The sequence below is a fragment of the Mucilaginibacter gossypiicola genome, from assembly GCF_900110105.1.
GTDB classification, from domain to species: Bacteria; Bacteroidota; Bacteroidia; order Sphingobacteriales; family Sphingobacteriaceae; genus Mucilaginibacter; species Mucilaginibacter gossypiicola.
Genome location: NZ_FOCL01000008.1, coordinates 141,015 through 159,461 on the forward strand (window position 1 = coordinate 141,015; position 18,447 = coordinate 159,461).

Here is an 18,447-nt window from a genome sequence, read left to right on the forward strand (position 1 = left end):
TAAAACCCGCGTCATTGCGAGGAACGAAGCAATCGCTAACTTTACAGGGCGGACCTGCTAATCGGGGATTGCTTTCTTACACTGGTCGAAGTTTAGCGATAGCGTAACTTCGTCCTTAAATAGTGGAAGCATCCTGCTTCAGGGATCATTAAGCTAATTACTGATCAGTTAAGCTGAAAGCTTAACTGATCAGTAAAACGCGCCTTGATTTAATCAATTATCTAACACTCCGGCAAACTGATCGGGATATTGATCGCCAGCCCGCCGTCACTTGTTTCCTTGTATTTCGAGTTCATATCCAGAGCTGTTTGCCACATGGTTTTTACCACGGCATCAAGACTTACCTTGGCTTTTTCGGGATTACTTTGTAACGCCAGCTGTGATGCTGTTATGGCCTTAATAGCCCCCATGGTGTTCCGCTCAATGCAGGGAACTTGTACGAGGCCGCCAATAGGGTCGCAGGTGAGGCCGAGGTGGTGTTCCATGGCTATTTCGGCGGCCATAAGTACCTGGCGCTGGGTGCCACCCATACACTCGGTCAATGCTGCCGCAGCCATAGCAGATGATACGCCAATTTCGGCCTGGCAACCGCCCATAGCGGCTGATATGGTAGCGCCTTTTTTAAAGATACTCCCGATCTCGCTGGCAGTAAATAAAAAATTGATGATCTTTTGATCGGTATTACCATCGCAAAAAGCAATGTAATATTGCAGTACTGCGGGAATAACCCCCGCTGCACCATTTGTTGGCGCAGTTACCACACGGCCGAACGAGGCATTCTCTTCATTAACAGCTAATGCAAAACAGCTTACCCAGTCTAAAGTGTTTTTAAAGCTGTCGCCGGTATTTCTGATGGCTGCTACCCATTCGTCATAATTGCTGTACTTATTATTGCCGATGAGTTTTGCATTTAATTTGGCGGCGCGTCTTGCCACATTTAATCCGCCGGGTAGTTGGCCTGTGGTATGGCACCCCCTGTATATGCACTCTTTTAGTGCCCTGAAAATATTTAATGCGCCCGTGCGTGTTTCCTGCTCGCTGCGCCAGGCCAGCTCGTTTTCGGCCACCACTTCGGAGATCCGGAGACCTGTTTTAATACACCAATGCAGCAGATCGGCGGCTGTATCAATTGGAAAGGGGAGGTCAACCTCTGTTTTTGATTGCCCCGAATCGCCTTCTTTTACCACAAAGCCACCACCTATGGAATAATAAGTTTCTGATACGGCCTTACCTGTATTTAAAAAAGCCTGAAATGTTACGGCATTTGGATGATAAGGTAAACTTTCATTGAATAAAAACATCAGGTCCTCTTCAGCATAAAAACTCACTGGCAATACACCACCTAATATTAACTGATGCGAACTTTTGATGTGTTCAATTTTGGGTGTTACCTGGTCAACCTCAAAAGTAACCGGGTCATCACCGCTTAAGCCTAATAGTATAGCTATGTCCGTGCCGTGCCCATGGCCGGTTTTGGCTAATGAGCCATATAATAATATCTTAACCTGTTGCACTATTGGCAGTACCCTCTGTTGCTCAAGCGACTGCACAAACTGCTGCGCAGCCCGCCAGGGACCAAGCGTATGCGAACTTGACGGGCCTATGCCTATCTTAAACATATCAAAAACCGAAATCTGTTCTCTTTGCATCAAGCCAAAATTAAGGATAAATTATAATTACATGCGCTGTAATAAATGCGTTGCCCCTTATAGTTTTGAAAGAAATAATTTATAATTTGCAGTAAACTTAAACAAACAAAAACCATAAAACTTAAACACTAAACAAAACTATGGATTCTTACACTTCATCTTCCGACATGTCAGGTGGCGTTTTTGCTGCATTAATGGGCGCTATCTTAATACCAATATTAATTGTTGCCTTAATATCCATTATCAGTATGTGGAAGATTTACACAAAAGCCGGCAAACCCGGTTGGGCTGCTATTATTCCTATCTATAGTACTATTGTATGGCTTGAGATAATTGGCAAACCGATGTGGTGGTTAGCTATATTACTACTGGTGCCTTGTGCTAATATTATTTTTGCAATTTGGATGGTAAATTTACTAAGCAAAAGTTTTGGCAAAAGTGAAGGTTTTACCGTTGGTTTGCTCATTTTACCTTTTATATTTTTTCCGATATTAGCTTTCAGCAGTGCTCAATATTTAGGACCATCTGCCAAGGAAGCACAAGCTAATTCATTTAATCCAAACGATTACCGCGATCCGTTTAATAATCAAAATCCTCCCCCACAAAACTATTAATGGGGTTAAATAATTTTATGATAAGTGTATCCTGCAGCCGGTTAGGGTTTATCCACTGGCTGCAGGGGCATTTAATACCTTGTCCATTTAAATATCTTACCGGTATTGATTGTCCGGGCTGTGGTTTTCAACGCTCGGTAATAGCCCTCATTCGGGGCGATCTTCAAAAAAGCTTCTTTTTATATCCTGCAACAATTCCGCTGATCCTGTTTTTTATCTACGGCATAGCCGATGTTATTTTTAAACTTGATAATGATAAGGCGGTTATCAAGAAAACTGTCTTCATGATCAATGGCAGTATCGTATTGATCAGCTATGTTATAAAGATGTGGCATCTTTATGGTCATGTGGCTTATTGATAAGGCTCAGACATGGCGCTTACATGGCTGTAATCTTTGATAATGGCCTGTAAAAACTGCAGATCGTTCATGTCAGGTGGTAATGTGGATATTTTCAGATGCTCTTTTAATTTGAGCGCCATGTTGTAAACCACCATAGCATTATGCGTTTTCATGTAATTATGTATTACATCGGCTATAAGCCTTGCATCATTATCATTTAAATCGGCTACTTCTTTAAAAATAGGTTCATAACCGTCGTCGGCAGGCCTGAATGTCAGGCTATCTATCTTAGTGCGCGGATGTGTTTTTACCATGGCTGTTCCGGCAACCAGATCACCTATACGCTGACCATTTTCGGTCACCAACGCACAAAGCAGTGCCCCCAGGTTAAGGGTGATGCCAAAGTCCACCATCCGCATCAACCATCTTAACAGGTATTGGCCAAAACGGGGGCGGTTACCGTTAAGGCTGATCACCCGTATTTTCATAATCCGCTTGCCAACGCTTTGGCCATTAAGCAGCGTTTCGCAAATCAAATCGTAAAACACAAATATGGTTGCCATGATAATCGCACATATGATCAGTGCACTTTCGGGCATTTTGCCGATGATCAGAAAAATAAAGATGAAATAAAAGGAGATGAAGATAGCGTAATCAATTATGCGGGCAACTATACGTTCGCCAATACCGGCTATCTCGTAGTCTATATCAATATTTTGTGTTGTGTGTACGGTTATGGTTTGCATCTTAACAAAGATAAATTTGTTAGTGTAAAATATGATTGCATATTAAAGATTTGTGAGTATTTTAACAAAAAATAAAACCTGACTTTAAAATGCGTGAGGCGCTGTTTATCAAACAAAATACCGAAAAATGGAAAGCCTATGAAATTAATAAGCCAACCGATCCGGACGAGCTTGCCGCCGCATTTATAGCCATTACCGATGACCTGGCGTACGCCAAAACTTTCTTCCCGCAATCTAATACAACAAAATACCTGAACGGGCTTGCATCAACCTTTCACCAGGATATCTACAAAAATCAGAAGGAGAAAAGCAACCGGTTCGCAACTTTCTGGCGATACGAATTACCTATGCTTTTTTTTCAGCACCGCAGGCAGCTATTGTATTCGCTCATCTTTTTTTTGGTTTTTACCTGCATGGGCGTTCTTTCGGCTAAATATGATAATCATTTTGTGCGGCTTATCTTAGGCGATGATTATGTGAATATGACCAATGATAACATCGCCAAAGGGGATCCCTTTGGTGTTTACAAAAGCACCTCATCGGGTTTGATGTTTTTGATGATAGCTATCAATAACGTATACGTAGAGCTGCGCTTTTTTGTAATGGGCATATTTTTTTCGGTAGGCTCATTGTATGCCAGCTTGATGAACGGGGTTATGTTGGGCTCATTTCAATACTATTTTTTCAGCAAGGGGTTGGGCATCCAATCCATACTGGTGATCTGGATTCATGGCACACTCGAAATGTCGTCATTTATTGTAGCCGGTGGCGCAGGGCTGGTGCTTGGTAACAGTTTATTGTTCCCTAAAACGTATACCCGGATGCAATCATTAAAGAAAGGGGCCCTGGAGGGATTGAAAATTACGATAGGCCTTATCCCCATTATACTTTTAGCTGCTTTTTTTGAAAGCTTTGTAACACGCCATACCGAAATGCCTGTTTGGTTAAGTATTATTATATTAGCGTCATCGTTGGCGTTTGTGATATGGTATGTAATACTGTATCCTGCAAAATTGAATAAAAGCCTAAGCTATATTAACACCGATCATTAAATGAAATATATTATTGAACTGAGGAGGATCCGTGATTTCGGCGAAATAATAAATGACACCTTCACCTTTCTGAAACAAAATTTCAAACCGCTTTTTTCGTCATTGCTTATTATCTGTGGCTTTTTTGTGCTGATGGGAACGGTGACTACCGCATTTTCACAAATTTCTATTTATGAGGGTGTAGGTGCAGATTCAAATCAAGTATCCGACTATAGTAGTAGTGGTCTTAATGTAGGTTTGGGCGTTATTGCAAATGGCCTGGTAACCGTATTGAGCCAGTTTTTTGTTTATCTCACCTCCCTTTGTTTTGTAGCCGTTTACCTGGAAAAAAAAGAGGAAAAGCCAACCCCGCAGGATGTTTGGAATTATTTTAAACATTACTTTTTCCGCTCATTGGGATCGGCCTTTCTATTGTTGATTTTAGCTTGCCTGGGGCTGCTGTTTTGCGTTATACCCGGCATATACCTGATGAATATTTTTTACCTGGTGCTACCCATAATGGTTATGGAAAATGCCAGCTTCAACTACTCTTTTAACAAAAGCTTTAAACTTATAAAAGATTACTGGTGGACGGTGTTTGGGATCATGTTTGTTTGCTCGCTTATTGTGAGCGTATGCGGTTCAATTGCTTCAGTGCCACTGGCGTTGGTTTCTTCGCTACGCCCTTTTGTGTCAATGAAATATCTTTCATGGCCAATCATGATATTTTTCAGCATGCTTCAAAACATCCTGATGCTTACCTATACTATTCCGAGCATAGCTATTGCGCTATGTTATTTTAACCTGGAGGAAAGAAAAGATGGGACTGGGATATTAGAGCGTATAGAAATGTTTGGTACGCATACCGATAAGGCCGATGATCTGCCTGCCGAACAATATTGATTAAGCCATGCCTAAACCCATATTAATCATATTAATGCTGTTGTGCCTTGCTTTTAATCCGGGCATGGCCAAAGTTGGAGGTAAGGTTATACCCGTAAAAACGGATAGCGTTACTAAAAAGAAACCTGCGATTGTGCGTACGGATAGCTCGAAGGTTAACATACGCCGTTTCAATGAAAATGCGCTTGATAAATACCGGGCCGACAAGGAATATCAGTATAACGACAAAAACATAGGGAATGAGTTATCTTTCTGGGACAGGTTTTGGAATTGGTTTTGGCGTAGTTTATTTGGCAGCTTAAGTGTAAACCCTGGTTTAGGGACTTTTCTTAAATACTTCTTTTTGATACTGGCTGTTGGCGCACTCATCTATTTTGTGATGAAGTTGCTTGGTATGGATATGGGGAATCTGTTATTGGGCAATTCCCGCAAAACACCGCTTGCGTATACCGAATCGGCAGAGAATATCCATGAGATCAATTTTGATGAGGAAATTGAAAAGGCAATCTCAAACCATAACTACCGGCTGGCCGTTCGCCTCCTATACTTGCGGAGCTTGAAACAATTGAGCGATAATGGCCTCATCCAGTGGCAACCCGAAAAAACCAATTCGGCTTACGTGTATGAATTGAATAACCCATCGGTGCGGCAGTCTTTTGTGTCGTTAACCCGGCAGTTTGAATACGTATGGTATGGTGGTTTTAATATAGATGGCGCTGCTTTTGGTAATATAAACCAGTTGTTTCAAAACTTTAAAAAACAGCTGTTATGAAGGACCTGAAGATTTACTTTATAATAGCCACTGTTTTATTTGCCATTTACATCATGGCAAACATGAATAAGCCCAAAGAGGTTAATTGGGCACCCACATTCAGCAATACCGATAAGATCCCATATGGTACGCGGGTACTTTATGAACGTGCCCGTGATATTTTCCCGGGTGCAGTGATCAAACCTAAACGGCAGGCTATTTACAATACCATTACCGAGGATTCAATCAAAGGTTCATCATACATTATTATAGCCGGGGGGCTTAATATTACCAAGCCCGACTTTACACAGCTTAAGCAATATATAGCTGCCGGTAACGATGTTTTTATTGCTGCCGGGTTTTTAGGGGCCGATTTTGAAAAGGAACTTAAAATAAGCATCACTAATAAATTTGCGGTTAATGGGAATGCTCATACGTTAATACATTTTGTAAATCCTGCTTTATCGCCCGAGGTTAATTATTTTGTTGATAAAGGTGTTACTGCAGGCTATTTTGCCAAATTTGATACCGCCCGGGCTGTGGTTATAGGTGAAACAGATGACCATAAGGCCAACTTACTGAAGTACCCTATTGGGAAAGGAAACTTGTATTTGACGCCCAATCCCGGCATGTTCACCAATTATAGCCTGCTGAAGTCCCAAGGCGCCGAATGGACTTCTACTGCTTTATCCATGGTGAAGAAAACGCCGGAAATTATTTGGGACGAATATTATACCCAGGGCACCGGTGAGGACGATTCGCCGATGAGGGTTTTCCTGGGCAATACGCAGTTAAAAGCCGCTTACTATCTCGCATTGTTTAGCCTGTTAATATTTGTGCTGTATGAAGTAAAAAGGCGGCAGCGGATTATTCCCATTATTAAACCGCTTGAAAACTCAACGGTTGATTTCGTAAACGTAGTAGGGCAGGTGTATTATGAGCGAAGGGACAATATTAATATTGCACGCAAGAAAATGCAGTATTTCTGGGCTTTTATGCGGGAAACCTACCGGCTTAAGGCTAACCGGCCCGGTCCTGAGTTTGTGGAAGAGCTGGTTAACCGCACCGGCGCAACCGAAGATGTTGCCCGCGAACTATCCGGAGCATTTATCTTCATCAGTACTCATGACATTGTAACAGATCAGGAGCTGATCAGGCTCAACCAACTTATTGAACAATTTTATATCCAATCCAGGTAAATATGGAAAACGAATTTTTTGAACAACGCACCGATCTCACCAAACTAAGCACTGCCGTTGAGCAAATAAAAGCCACGCTGGCAACCATCATAGTAGGTCAGCATGACTCTATCGATCTGCTTATTGCCGGCATCCTGGCCGATGGACATATTCTTATAGAAGGTGTACCGGGTGTTGCAAAAACCCTTACAGCAAAGCTTATAGCCAAAACTATAGATGCACGCTATTCCCGCATTCAGTTTACGCCCGACCTGATGCCGTCGGATATATTGGGTACATCTGTTTTTAATCCTAAGACAACCGAATTTGAGTTTAAGCAAGGGCCAATATTCGGTAATATTATTTTGATAGATGAGATTAACCGTGCACCGGCAAAAACACAGTCGGCATTGTTTGAGGTAATGGAAGAGCGGCAGCTCACTATCGATGGGCATCGCTATAAAATGGATGAGCCCTTCACCGTTTTTGCAACGCAGAACCCGGTTGAACAGGAAGGTACCTATCGCCTGCCTGAAGCTCAGCTGGACAGGTTTTTGTTTAAGATAGAAGTGAAATATCCGACTCTTGAAGAGGAAATTGAAATCCTAACCCGCCAGCATCAGCAAAAAACAACCGATCAGCTAAACCAGGTACAGCCTTTACTGACTGCCGCTGATATCAATGAATTGCGCCAGCAGGTGAGGGCATTGCATGTTGAGGACAAAATACTGGAGTTTACAGCTAAAATTATTCACGAAACACGTAACAGCAAATCGTTGCAGTTGGGCGGTTCGCCTCGTGCATCGCTGGCTATTGTTAATGGCGCCAAAGCACTTGCTGCTACCAGGGGCCGTGACTTTGTTACGCCTGATGATATTATTTACGTTGCCGCACCCGTACTGCGCCATCGTATAATGTTAACCCCTGATAAAGAGATGGAAGGGGTAACGCCTGATGAGGTAATAACCCAGGTAATACAAAAAATTGAAGTGCCACGATAGTAAAGCGCGTGAAAAAGCTATTCCGATTATTTTATACCAACCTGTTTTTAACTAACCGTTTGTTCGGTGCTGTTGCTGCCTGCGTGGTATTGTTTTTACTTTCGTTTTTCTTCCCATGGTTGGGCATTGTACCCGATATAGCTTTTTACGCCCTGTTGGCGTTGTTAATTGCCGATCTGTTTATACTTTACCGTGTAACCGACGGTGTATTTGCAAAACGCCTTGCCCCCGAACGGTTAAGTAACAGTGATGAGAACGAGCTTAGCATCTACATCGAAAACCGGTATGGATTCAGCGTTAATATTGGCATTATTGACGAGATTCCCGAACAGTTTCAAAAACGTGATGTTTGGTTTACCACCACGCTTGCGCCCGGCGAACGTAAGCAGATCAATTACATGCTAAGGCCAACACGAAGGGGGGAATATGAGTTTGGTTTTATCCGCGTATTTGTGCGATCGGCCCTTGGCCTGGTATCTAAGCGTTATAATTTTGAGCAAGCGGAAACTTTGCCCGTTTATCCCTCGTTTTTGCAGATGCGCAAGTATGAGTTGATGGCTATATCAAACCGACTTACTGAAATAGGTATTAAAAAGATCAGGCGGATTGGCCACAGTATGGAGTTTGAACAGGTAAAATCCTACGTGCCCGGCGATGACTACCGCACCATAAACTGGAAAGCCACAGCACGACGGGGCGACCTGATGGTTAACTCCTATACCGACGAAAAATCGCAGCACGTTTACTGCATCATCGATAAATCACGGGCTATGCGGATGCCTTTTGAGGGTTTAAGCTTGTTGGATTATGCTATCAACGCAAGCCTTGTACTATCGAACGTAGCCCTGCTTAAAGAAGATAAAGCCGGCTTAATAACCGTGGGCGAAAAAATAGGTTCTATTGTACCTGCTGATAAGAATTACGCGCAGCTTAATAAGATAATGGAGGTTTTATACAAAGAGAAAACCCGTTACCTGGAAACTAATATGGAGGCGCTTTATGTTACAACGCGCAGGGTATTAAAACAGCGGAGCCTGGTGGTGTTTTTTACCAATTATGAAAGCCTTCCGGCATTACAGCGGCAGTTGCCATTTTTACGCCGGATAGCTAAGTTTCATTTGTTGTTAGTAGTGTTTTTTGAAAATACCGAATTAAAAAACCTAAGTGAACAACCCGCCAAAGATGTTGAAGGCATCTACATAAAAACCATTGCCGAAAAATTTGCTTACGATAAAAAGCTGATGGTAAAAGAACTGGCCAGTTACGGTATCCAGTCAATATTAACAGCACCACAAAACCTTACTATCAATACGGTGAACCGTTACCTGGAGATTAAGGCGAAGCAGAAAATTTAGAGGGCGAATTATACAACAGCGCTTGCAAGGCACTCTCCAACACGTCATTGCGAGGCACGAAGCAATCCCCAATAGGTACGGCCGCTCTGTATAGTTCGCGATTGCTTCGTGCCTCGCAATGACGCTTTTATATTTTAGCAGCTACTTAGAAAATGATTCTATAAAATTATTTCTTGCCTCTTGAGTCTTGATTTCTTGACTCTCGAAGCCTAAAACCCTGGCTTAGGGAAATTAATACCACCTGCAGCAAGTTCTTTTAGCATTCGTTCCTGCAGATTGATCTTGGCATTAAGAAAATTGGTTGGGTCAACCCAAACATTGATGGTGAACCTTACACAATCGTTATCAAGGCTGATTACACCTACACGTGCTGCTGGTTCATGGAGGATATCTTTACTGGCGTTTACAACAGTGGTCATAATAGCCTTAGCTTTCTCCATATCATTATTATAACCTATGCGCATTTCAAAGTCAAGGCGACGGCGGCCTTCACGGGTTACGTTGACAATTACTTCGTTAAACAGCTTACCGTTAGGAATGATAACGGTTTTGTTATCGGCGGTAATCAGTACGGTGTAAAACATCTGTATAGATACCACCCGGCCATCCTGGCCCTGGGCTACAATGCTGTCCTCAAGTTCAAAAGGTTTTAATAACAGGATCAGTACACCTCCAGCAAAGTTTTGGAAGGTGCCCGAGAGTGCTAAGCCCGCTGCAACCGAAAAGGCACCAATAATGGTGGTGAAAATGGTCATTTCCCAGCCTATAATATTCATTACCCATATCACGAGTAATACATATAGGGCTGTAATGGTAAGGCTTAAAAAGAAGGGTTGTAATGACGAGTGGATGCCTCGCCTGGCCATACGGGTGCGCAAGCGGTTGCGAAGCCATTTAATAAACCAAATACCAATAAAAAATATAATTATTCCACCTAAATAATTGGGGCCGCGGTTAATAAGCCAATGGTGGAACTGCGTGTAAAATTCGTCCAGTTTCATAACTGGGCGCAAAGTTAATAATTATCTATTAACTGTATAAAGATACGAAGAGCTCGGGGCCCTTGAAAAACACCCATTCAACCAGAGTGCTTTGTATTTGTTTTGTTTTTTGAGATAGACGTTTCATGACCTGCATTATTCAAATCCTGTGCCTGTTTTAGGCTGTATCAGATTTGTTATGCAAATTTATGCTTTTGTTAGAGCGCCAAATCTAAAAATTAATCAAATGATTGATTAATGACTGTTGCTTTACCTTTCTATGACTATAACAGCCTCTTATAAAGCACAAAACCCTGTATGCTTTTGCATACAGGGTTTTGAATAGTATATATTTCCGTACATCCGCCAATCGGCGGACGCGGGGCTATTACATCATGCCACCCATACCGCCACCCATTGGTGGAGCACCAGCTGGAGCATCTTCAGGATCATCAGCTAATACTACTTCGGTAGTTAATAACATGGAAGCAATTGAAGCAGCGTTTTCTAAAGCTACGCGGCTTACTTTAGTTGGATCGATAACACCGGCAGCAATCAGGTTTTCGTATTTATCAGTACGTGCGTTGTAACCAAAGTCGGCAGTGCCTTCTTTAACTTTTTGCACAATGATTGAACCTTCGATACCAGCGTTTTCGCAGATCTGACGTAAAGGCTCTTCGATAGCGCGACGGATGATCTGGATACCAGTGTTTTCATCTTCGTTATCACCTTTAAGATCAGCTAAAGCAGCAACCGCGCGGATGAAAGCAACACCACCACCAGCTACGATACCTTCTTCAACAGCGGCACGTGTAGCGTGTAAAGCGTCGTCAACACGGTCTTTTTTCTCTTTCATTTCAACTTCGGTAGCAGCACCCACGTAAAGTACAGCAACACCGCCAGATAATTTGGCTAAACGCTCTTGTAATTTTTCGCGGTCGTAATCAGAAGTTGTTGATTCGATCTGTGATTTGATCTGGCTTACACGGCCTTTGATCTCTTCTGCAGAACCAGAACCATTGATGATAGTAGTATTATCTTTGTCGATAACGATTTTCTCAGCAGTACCTAAGTAGCTAAGGTCAGCGTTTTCTAATTTGTAACCTCTTTCTTCAGAGATCAAAGTACCACCGGTAAGGATAGCGATATCCTCTAACATAGCTTTACGACGGTCGCCGAAACCAGGAGCTTTAACAGCAGCAACTTTCAGTGAACCGCGGATTTTGTTAACTACCAAAGTAGCTAATGCTTCGCCGTCAAGATCTTCGGCAATGATCAATAATGGTTTGCCGGTTTGTACTTGTTTTTCAAGGATAGGAAGCAATTCTTTCATTGAAGAGATCTTTTTGTCGTAGATCAGGATGAAAGGATTTTCTAACTCAGCTTCCATTTTATCAGCATTGGTTACGAAGTAAGGAGAAAGGTAACCACGGTCAAACTGCATACCTTCTACAGTTTTAACTTCAGTTTCAGTACCTTTTGCTTCTTCAACAGTGATAACACCATCTTTACCAACTTTTTCCATTGCTTCAGCAATTAACGAACCGATAACCTCGTCGTTATTTGCAGAGATAGAAGCAACTTGTTTGATTTTGTTATTGTCTTCACCAACAGTTTGTGACTGTGATTTCAGGTTTTCAACAACCGAAGCAACAGCTTTGTCGATACCGCGTTTCAAATCCATTGGGTTTGCACCGGCAGCTACGTTTTTAATACCTGCAGTTACGATAGCCTGAGCTAAAACGGTAGCAGTAGTAGTACCATCACCTGCAATATCGGCAGTTTTTGAAGCCACTTCCTTAACCATTTGTGCACCCATGTTTTCAAGGGCGTCTTTTAATTCAATTTCTTTAGCAACAGTAACACCGTCTTTAGTGATGGCTGGTGAGCCAAATTTTTTGTCGATGATTACGTTACGGCCTTTAGGACCTAAGGTTACTTTTACTGCGTTAGCAAGGATATCAACACCGCGTTTCAGGGCGTCGCGTGCTTCAACATTGTATTTAACTTGTTTTGCCATTTTGTTTTTAAGATTTGAGATCTGAGATTTGAGATGTGAGAAAACTCCATTTCAAATTCAAATCGTTTAATTTTTTTAGTTTTCGAGATAAGGGATTTAAGAACACTTTTGTCTCAAGTCTCATATCTAACATCTCATGTCTAAATTAAAGAACTGCGTATATGTCTGATTCACGCATAATTAAGTACTCTTTACCTTCATAGGTAATTTCAGTACCTGCGTATTTACCATATAAAACCTGATCACCAACTTTTACGGTTAAAGGCTCATCAACTTTTCCCTGTCCTACAGCAACGATAGTTCCACGTTGAGGTTTTTCTTTAGCAGTATCAGGAATAAAGATACCTGAAGCGGTCTTCTCTTCGGCAGCTGCAGCTTCTACTACAACCCTGTCGCCGATAGGTTTGATGTTTAATGACATAATTATAACTGTTTGTTTTTATTTAAGTTTTCAGCCCGATACGCAACATCAATTATGCCAAGTGGGTATTATGGCAAGTATTGACATGATAAACTGTTTTAATGTCAGCAAAAGGTTACTTGTGTTTTGTGGCTTAACAATTTTTTAACCCGATGGTGTCAGGTTGTCAGTATGACTTAAGGATGACGGTAGGGATTTTCAGGTTGTTTCTTTACTTTCGAATTGCTGTCTTTTTTGAGCTGCAAAACTTGTTGTCGCATTTGATCTAATGAAAGTTTAGGTTTTTTAGAATTGGCTTGCCTGGCCAATTCGTTCATTTCTGAAAATGATATATTGTAATCCATCTTTAATGTAATTTCATTTATGATCGACCAATAAATATGCTATTTATTAGTCGATGAGAGATGAAGAGTAGCAGTTGTTTAAAACAAAGTAAATATCCAATAGGCTTCATTGCCGTTGACTTCAGTCAACGGAGTAATGATAAAATCAAAGGGCTTTAGCCAAAATGTCGCGCGCATAGTTGGGCTAAAGCCCGGTTGTTTGGTACTTATAACCGTTGACTTCAGTCAACGGCAATGAAAAAACATTTTGATTTTTTGATAGCTTTCTTACGCCGTCTTCCTCGCCGCTGATAATTTCTTCAATTCATCCTTAGCCCTGGCAAACCATACTTTGTTGCTTTTACGCTCAACCGGGCTTAACTGCGATTGCTCATTGAGCATATCGGTAAAAATTTGCCATGCATCATCATCACGGCCGGCACGGGTAAGGAACATGCCATATTCGTAACGGGGCTCAAAGTAGGAATAACGCCCCTTCATCAGTTTAAACTCATTCTCTGCCTGTTCTTCCTGGTAAGTGAGCTCAAGCGATTTGGCATACAGAATGTGTGCTTTTGAGCGGGCGAACTGTGGTAGCTTATAAAGCTTTTTAGCAATAGGAATAACCTCGTTGTACTGGCCTTTTTCAAAGTAGGCTACAATGAGTTGTGCCATCACATGTTCGTTTTCGGCAAAGGCGCCGGTGAGACTGTTTTGATATATTTCGAGTGCTTTATCTGTAAGCCCGGCTTCCAGATAGGCATCTGCCAGTTTAACACGATTGGCAAAAGTATCGGTGAATCTTACTTCATCTTCAAGGCGTTTAATTTTGGCTCCGGGGTTTATAACTGCCTCAACGTTGATTTTAGGTGTACGGATGCCGCGATTGGACAGTATCTCACTATAGATATAATATAAACATCCGAATAAAGGTATTACTATAAGGATCCAGAGCCATTTTTGCTGAGTACCGCGCCGTAGGCTATGAATGATACAAAACGCCTCTAATATCAATATAAGATAATAATAATTGCCGCCGCCGAAGTACATGCCTGTTTATGATATAGGATTTAGTAATAATCAAAAATAACGAAAATACAGCTGTAAACAAGGGCGTTTATAGCTGTAAGATGATTTTTTTGCTAATTGTTTGAGTATTACATAGGCGGGATTAATCGGCAGGCAAATAAAAAAGCCACCGGTAATTGTCACCGGTGGCTTTGCGTTAAAATAGCCCTAATTGTCCCTGATCGTCCATGTCGATATCATCGGGGTTGGTGATCTCAAAATCAATCTTTTTAGGAGGCTTTGGCGGTTCTTCAGATTGATCGGCTGATGCTGCCGGCTCATCTTCCTGAGAAACTACGGGCTCATCTTCAATTACCTCTGTTGAGGCAGGTGTTTCATCTTCGTTATTGTCTGTTTCGGCAGCTTCGGTTTCCCGGGCAGTACCATCACTTATCAGTTCAACTGATTTTACCGGATGTTGTGAAAGGCGGTTACCCATGGCTTTCATACCTTTAACATCGATAATCTCTGCTAAATTCAGCTCAAGGGTTTCAGGTGTCTGGTCCTTGCCTTTGAGATGTGTCATGCTGATTACCGGAGCCGTGTGACCTATAAGCACCATTTTTGATCCGGCTTCTTCGCTGATCAGGCTTACCTGCTTCCCAACTGCTATGTTTTCGAAAGTAAAACGCTTAACAAGGTAGTTTTTGGATTTGCCTTCAATATGTACTATGGAGAAAACTGCCTGCGGATCATACTTTTCGATAAGAATCATCTTATCATCAAAGTGGTTGTTTAAATCGAAGCTGCTTAACTCATAAACGCCGTTGCTAAGTACGGTAAGGATACGGTCGTCGCCATCAAATTCGCCCAGATATTTACCGCGGCTGTCGGCATTTAAGCGTTTTAAAATCTCATCATACCAGATCTTACGACCGGCCAGTGTTGATACGCCCTTGCTTTTCAGTATGATTTTTTTAACCGGGTATTTGGTGATGATATTACCCATAGAACCACGGCCTTTGATTGCTATTGAAGCAAAATCCTCATCAAACTGCAGTTTTTTAAGTTTGGAATGAGGTTTAAGCTGTACGTTCACTACCTCGGCCTCACCATTAGGGTTGGCGGTAAAGTATAATACTTTTGAGCCTTTGGTGCCCTTGGTAAGGTCGTATTCCTTATCGCGGGTTACACCCACTACCGAGAAGCGTTTGATATAACTGATGCCGCTTTCGCCATCTTTATATATCATGTTGTAAACGGTACGCTCATCGTTCTTTTTAAACACGGCCACGTGGATGATGTCTTTCCCCACAAACACCTTGTCCTGTACTTTGGTAATGATGCAGCGTCCATCCCCCCTGAAAACAATGATCTCGTCGATATCTGAGCAATCGCCAACATATTCAACCGAGTCATCTTTTTTCAGGCCTGAACCGATAAAGCCGTCAGTTCTGTTAACATATAGCTTGATATTAGCTAAAGCTACCTGCGCTGCTTCAACCTTATCAAAGGTACGCAACTCGGTTTTGCGTTCGCGATCTTTGCCGTATTTGTCTTTCAGTTTCTGGAACCAGGCAATGGTATATTCGGTGAGATGTTTCAGGTCATGTTTAACCTGTTTAATCTCATTTTCCAGGGCTTTCATCTGTTCATCCGCTTTTTTAACATCAAAGCGGGTGATGCTGCTCATAGGTTTATCTATCAGCTTTTTATAATCTTCGGGCTGTATGGTGCGATAAAACTGTGGGAAGAACGGCTCAAATAAGCGGTTCAATACTTCCAGCACCACTTCAAAATTGCCCGAGTTTTCGTACTCGGGATTTTTATACATCCCTTCCTGGATAAAGATCTTAAGCAATGAGCTAAAGAAGATCCTTTCCATCAGGTCTTTCAGCTTGATCTCCAGCTCCTGTTTGAGCAGGTCTTTGGTGAAGAATGTGCTTTCGGTAAGCATATCATTCACGCTCATGAAGCGTGGCTTATCATCCTGTATTACGCAAGTATTGGGTGATATGGATACCTCACAATCGGTAAAAGCATAAAGCGCATCGATAGTTACATCGGGCGATATGCCCGGCGCTAAGTGGATGATAATCTCTACATCCTTAGCTGTGTTATCCTCAATTTTTTTGATCTTGATTTTGCCCTTGTCGTTGGCCGAGATCACGCTATCAATCAAACTGCCGGTAGTAGTAGTAAATGGTATTTCAGTAATGGCGAGGGTTTTTTTATCGCGCTCAATAATTTTAGCCCTTACCCGTACTTTGCCGCCGCGTTGCCCTTCGTTGTATAAAGAAGTATCGGCCATACCTCCGGTTGGGAAGTCGGGCATGAGGTTAGGGCGTTCACCTTTTAATACGGCTATGGAAGCATCAATTAACTCAATAAAATTATGAGGTAATATTTTGGTAGCCAAACCAACGGCAATACCTTCAGCACCCTGCGCAAGGAGTAGCGGGAACTTCACCGGTAAGGTGATAGGCTCTTTGTTACGGCCGTCATAGCTGGCCTGCCAGATAGTAGTATCGGCATTAAAAACAACATCAAGTGCAAATTTGGATAAACGAGCCTCAATATAACGCGGAGCCGCTGCAGAGTCGCCTGTTACAGGGTCTCCCCAGTTGCCCTGGCAATCAATCAGCAGGTTTTTTTGACCTATCTGCACCATGGCATCGCCAATAGAAGCATCACCGTGGGGGTGATATTTCATGGTGTTACCAATAACGTTGGCAGCCTTGTTAAAGCGCCCGTCGTCCATTTCCTTCAATGAATGCAGGATCCGGCGTTGTACCGGTTTTAAACCATCGTTAATATGCGGAACGGCCCGGTCAAGAATAACATATGACGCATAATCAAGAAACCAGTTTTCATATAACCCATCGAGTGAGGTAACAGTGTGTAGTTTTTCTTCATTAGGGTTTGGTGTATCGTTTTGATGCAGATCTTCACTCATTATTCAATAAAAACTTTTGGATTGGTAAAGATACAGATTATGTGTTGATGTGCAGATGCGCCAGCCTATATTTTAATACCGGGGTAATTTAAATTTATATCAAAATTGTTACGTTTGTGCGGGTTTAGCGGGCAACAATTGTAAATCAGGCGCGTAAAACTTGTTGGTACAACAAATAAATAATCGATATCGCCGTTAATACATGACGGTTAATTTGAGCACCGCACGGTGCTGATTAATTAATTTGTTTATATATTTACTATGGTGTTTTAAGCCAGAAATTTTTCTGCAGCTGCCCCCTTAAATGAAAACTATTTTGAAGTTAAACCGGCCCTTATTACTTATGGCTTTATCATTGCTTTGTTTTGCAAAAGGCATTGCTCAGGTAAGTCCCCGGCCGTTATATGCCCAAAATAGCAAGAAACATACACCTGTAAAAGTTAAACCGGGTTACCCAAAATCTAAAATAGCAGGTACTGATCAGTTTAAAGAATTCACCAAACTTTTGGCCCAGGCTAATGTAATTTATACCCCACCCAAGGGGTTTAAAGAAATTCCTGCCCCTAATGATGAGGATTTTTCATTTGATTATGCATTGCAATTGCCAGGTCAGGATTTTGAAGTATGGTTTCAGGTAAAATCACAAAAGGAAAACTATACCAGCTATGAGCAAGGACAGTATGATATTGACCGGGAAACCGAAAACCCAGATTCTATATATATAAACATGAGCAGGGCCCAGGCTATAGCCTTCACCGGCGAAAGGGATAATTTTATCAGAAGTATACCGGTTAATGTTTTGAACAGATATAAGGCAGACGCCGGCAAGTCATACCTGTTAAACCTGCTCGACTTGCCTGCCACCAGGCATTACAAATATGCCTTGCTTATTGCGCTGCAGCGTAACCATACCGGTACCATAATGGCTGTTTGCTTTACCAACGATAAGGGCCCCGAGTTTTTTAAAAATGTGGACAGGGCAAGTAATTGTTTGAAGTTTAAGCCGTAAGAGGAGAACTAAACTTTACTGTATCATTTCTAACGAGCCGGAGGGGGAGCGCGTTGGGGTGAGGAGAAATCTTCTGTACCATAAAAGTTTGGTAGCATGGCGTATAAGATTTCTCTTTCGCGCCACCCCGCAAGCATCACATGCTCAATCGAAATGACATT

At 42.0% G+C, this 18,447-nt stretch carries 17 protein-coding genes; 9 read left to right on the top strand and 8 right to left on the bottom strand.

What is annotated here, in order from left to right:
• Positions 1–221 precede the first annotated feature (221 nt).
• Positions 222–1,649 carry an L-serine ammonia-lyase gene (locus BMX50_RS23870; protein ID WP_091215395.1) on the bottom strand — a complete coding sequence of 476 codons (1,428 nt, stop codon included), beginning with the start codon at positions 1,647–1,649 and terminating at the stop codon, positions 222–224.
• Positions 1,650–1,789: 140 nt separating this feature from the next.
• On the opposite strand from BMX50_RS23870, the gene BMX50_RS23875 reads away from it, so the two are divergent.
• Together BMX50_RS23875 and BMX50_RS23880 are read left to right on the top strand one after the other, a co-directional pair.
• Positions 1,790–2,263 (top strand): DUF5684 domain-containing protein, encoded by a 474-nt coding sequence (locus tag BMX50_RS23875; RefSeq protein WP_208864787.1) that lies wholly within the window; start codon positions 1,790–1,792, stop codon positions 2,261–2,263.
• A gap of 17 nt (positions 2,264–2,280) precedes the next feature.
• Positions 2,281–2,622, top strand: a complete 342-nt coding sequence (locus tag BMX50_RS23880) for a DUF2752 domain-containing protein (RefSeq protein WP_091216130.1) — start codon at positions 2,281–2,283, stop codon at positions 2,620–2,622.
• On the opposite strand, the gene BMX50_RS23885 is transcribed toward BMX50_RS23880, so the two are convergent.
• Complete coding sequence (locus tag BMX50_RS23885; protein WP_091215400.1) at positions 2,616–3,350, bottom strand: RDD family protein; 735 nt, start codon at positions 3,348–3,350, stop codon at positions 2,616–2,618. The genes BMX50_RS23880 and BMX50_RS23885 overlap by 7 nt on opposite strands.
• An 89-nt stretch (positions 3,351–3,439) precedes the next feature.
• Here BMX50_RS23885 and BMX50_RS23890 point away from each other — a divergent pair, with 89 nt between their 5' ends.
• Genes BMX50_RS23890 through BMX50_RS23915 form a run of 6 tightly spaced genes read left to right on the top strand, consistent with a single transcriptional unit; the run spans position 3,440 to position 9,569 of the window.
• Entirely contained in the window at positions 3,440–4,402 is a 963-nt protein-coding gene (locus BMX50_RS23890) for a stage II sporulation protein M (protein WP_091215405.1), read from the top strand.
• On the top strand, positions 4,403–5,284 hold the full coding sequence (locus BMX50_RS23895; RefSeq protein ID WP_091215410.1) for a hypothetical protein: 882 nt from the start codon (positions 4,403–4,405) through the stop codon (positions 5,282–5,284). It begins immediately after the preceding gene.
• 7 nt (positions 5,285–5,291) lie between these two features.
• Positions 5,292–6,056: a DUF4129 domain-containing protein gene (locus tag BMX50_RS23900; RefSeq protein ID WP_091215415.1), complete on the top strand. Its 765-nt coding sequence runs from the start codon at positions 5,292–5,294 to the stop codon at positions 6,054–6,056.
• Complete coding sequence (locus BMX50_RS23905; protein ID WP_091215418.1) at positions 6,053–7,234, top strand: DUF4350 domain-containing protein; 1,182 nt, start codon at positions 6,053–6,055, stop codon at positions 7,232–7,234. The genes BMX50_RS23900 and BMX50_RS23905 overlap by 4 nt, the downstream gene beginning before the upstream one ends.
• 2 nt (positions 7,235–7,236) lie before the next feature.
• Positions 7,237–8,214 (top strand): AAA family ATPase, encoded by a 978-nt coding sequence (locus BMX50_RS23910; protein ID WP_091215423.1) that lies wholly within the window; start codon positions 7,237–7,239, stop codon positions 8,212–8,214.
• Between the two features lie 8 nt (positions 8,215–8,222).
• A complete protein-coding gene (locus BMX50_RS23915; RefSeq protein WP_091215427.1) occupies positions 8,223–9,569 on the top strand; it encodes a DUF58 domain-containing protein in 1,347 nt (448 codons plus the stop codon).
• Between the two features lie 209 nt (positions 9,570–9,778).
• On the opposite strand, the gene BMX50_RS23920 is transcribed toward BMX50_RS23915, so the two are convergent.
• From BMX50_RS23920 to BMX50_RS23940, 6 genes are all read right to left on the bottom strand, one after another.
• Complete coding sequence (locus BMX50_RS23920; RefSeq protein ID WP_091215432.1) at positions 9,779–10,570, bottom strand: mechanosensitive ion channel family protein; 792 nt, start codon at positions 10,568–10,570, stop codon at positions 9,779–9,781.
• Positions 10,571–10,937: 367 nt separating this feature from the next.
• On the bottom strand, positions 10,938–12,569 hold the full coding sequence (groL, locus tag BMX50_RS23925; protein ID WP_091215436.1) for a chaperonin GroEL: 1,632 nt from the start codon (positions 12,567–12,569) through the stop codon (positions 10,938–10,940).
• Between the two features lie 145 nt (positions 12,570–12,714).
• Positions 12,715–12,990, bottom strand: coding sequence for a co-chaperone GroES (gene groES / locus BMX50_RS23930; protein ID WP_022834050.1), 276 nt, complete (start codon positions 12,988–12,990; stop codon positions 12,715–12,717).
• Positions 12,991–13,166: 176 nt separating this feature from the next.
• Positions 13,167–13,334, bottom strand: a complete 168-nt coding sequence (locus BMX50_RS34645; RefSeq protein ID WP_167668088.1) for a hypothetical protein — start codon at positions 13,332–13,334, stop codon at positions 13,167–13,169.
• 267 nt (positions 13,335–13,601) lie between these two features.
• Positions 13,602–14,363, bottom strand: coding sequence for a hypothetical protein (locus tag BMX50_RS23935; protein ID WP_091215440.1), 762 nt, complete (start codon positions 14,361–14,363; stop codon positions 13,602–13,604).
• 175 nt (positions 14,364–14,538) lie between these two features.
• Positions 14,539–17,277, bottom strand: coding sequence for a DNA gyrase/topoisomerase IV subunit A (locus BMX50_RS23940; RefSeq protein WP_091215443.1), 2,739 nt, complete (start codon positions 17,275–17,277; stop codon positions 14,539–14,541).
• A gap of 343 nt (positions 17,278–17,620) precedes the next feature.
• On the opposite strand from BMX50_RS23940, the gene BMX50_RS23945 reads away from it, so the two are divergent.
• Complete coding sequence (locus tag BMX50_RS23945; protein WP_143065248.1) at positions 17,621–18,286, top strand: hypothetical protein; 666 nt, start codon at positions 17,621–17,623, stop codon at positions 18,284–18,286.
• The last annotated feature ends 161 nt before the right edge of the window (positions 18,287–18,447 follow it).

Excerpts from the sequence above, each read along its gene's own strand:
- BMX50_RS23890 (WP_091215405.1), top strand. The coding sequence starts at position 3,440 with ATGCGTGAGGCGCTGTTTATCAAACAAAATACCGAAAAATGGAAAGCC.
- BMX50_RS23940 (WP_091215443.1), bottom strand. The coding sequence starts at position 17,277 with ATGAGTGAAGATCTGCATCAAAACGATACACCAAACCCTAATGAAGAA.
- BMX50_RS23900 (WP_091215415.1), top strand. The coding sequence starts at position 5,292 with ATGCCTAAACCCATATTAATCATATTAATGCTGTTGTGCCTTGCTTTT.
- groES (WP_022834050.1), bottom strand. The coding sequence starts at position 12,990 with ATGTCATTAAACATCAAACCTATCGGCGACAGGGTTGTAGTAGAAGCT.
- BMX50_RS23880 (WP_091216130.1), top strand. The coding sequence starts at position 2,281 with ATGATAAGTGTATCCTGCAGCCGGTTAGGGTTTATCCACTGGCTGCAG.
- BMX50_RS23935 (WP_091215440.1), bottom strand. The coding sequence starts at position 14,363 with ATGTACTTCGGCGGCGGCAATTATTATTATCTTATATTGATATTAGAG.
- BMX50_RS23875 (WP_208864787.1), top strand. The coding sequence starts at position 1,790 with ATGGATTCTTACACTTCATCTTCCGACATGTCAGGTGGCGTTTTTGCT.
- BMX50_RS23885 (WP_091215400.1), bottom strand. The coding sequence starts at position 3,350 with ATGCAAACCATAACCGTACACACAACACAAAATATTGATATAGACTAC.
- groL (WP_091215436.1), bottom strand. The coding sequence starts at position 12,569 with ATGGCAAAACAAGTTAAATACAATGTTGAAGCACGCGACGCCCTGAAA.
- BMX50_RS23910 (WP_091215423.1), top strand. The coding sequence starts at position 7,237 with ATGGAAAACGAATTTTTTGAACAACGCACCGATCTCACCAAACTAAGC.
- BMX50_RS23895 (WP_091215410.1), top strand. The coding sequence starts at position 4,403 with ATGAAATATATTATTGAACTGAGGAGGATCCGTGATTTCGGCGAAATA.
- BMX50_RS23905 (WP_091215418.1), top strand. The coding sequence starts at position 6,053 with ATGAAGGACCTGAAGATTTACTTTATAATAGCCACTGTTTTATTTGCC.
- BMX50_RS23920 (WP_091215432.1), bottom strand. The coding sequence starts at position 10,570 with ATGAAACTGGACGAATTTTACACGCAGTTCCACCATTGGCTTATTAAC.
- BMX50_RS34645 (WP_167668088.1), bottom strand. The coding sequence starts at position 13,334 with ATGGATTACAATATATCATTTTCAGAAATGAACGAATTGGCCAGGCAA.
- BMX50_RS23870 (WP_091215395.1), bottom strand. The coding sequence starts at position 1,649 with ATGCAAAGAGAACAGATTTCGGTTTTTGATATGTTTAAGATAGGCATA.
- BMX50_RS23945 (WP_143065248.1), top strand. The coding sequence starts at position 17,621 with ATGGCTTTATCATTGCTTTGTTTTGCAAAAGGCATTGCTCAGGTAAGT.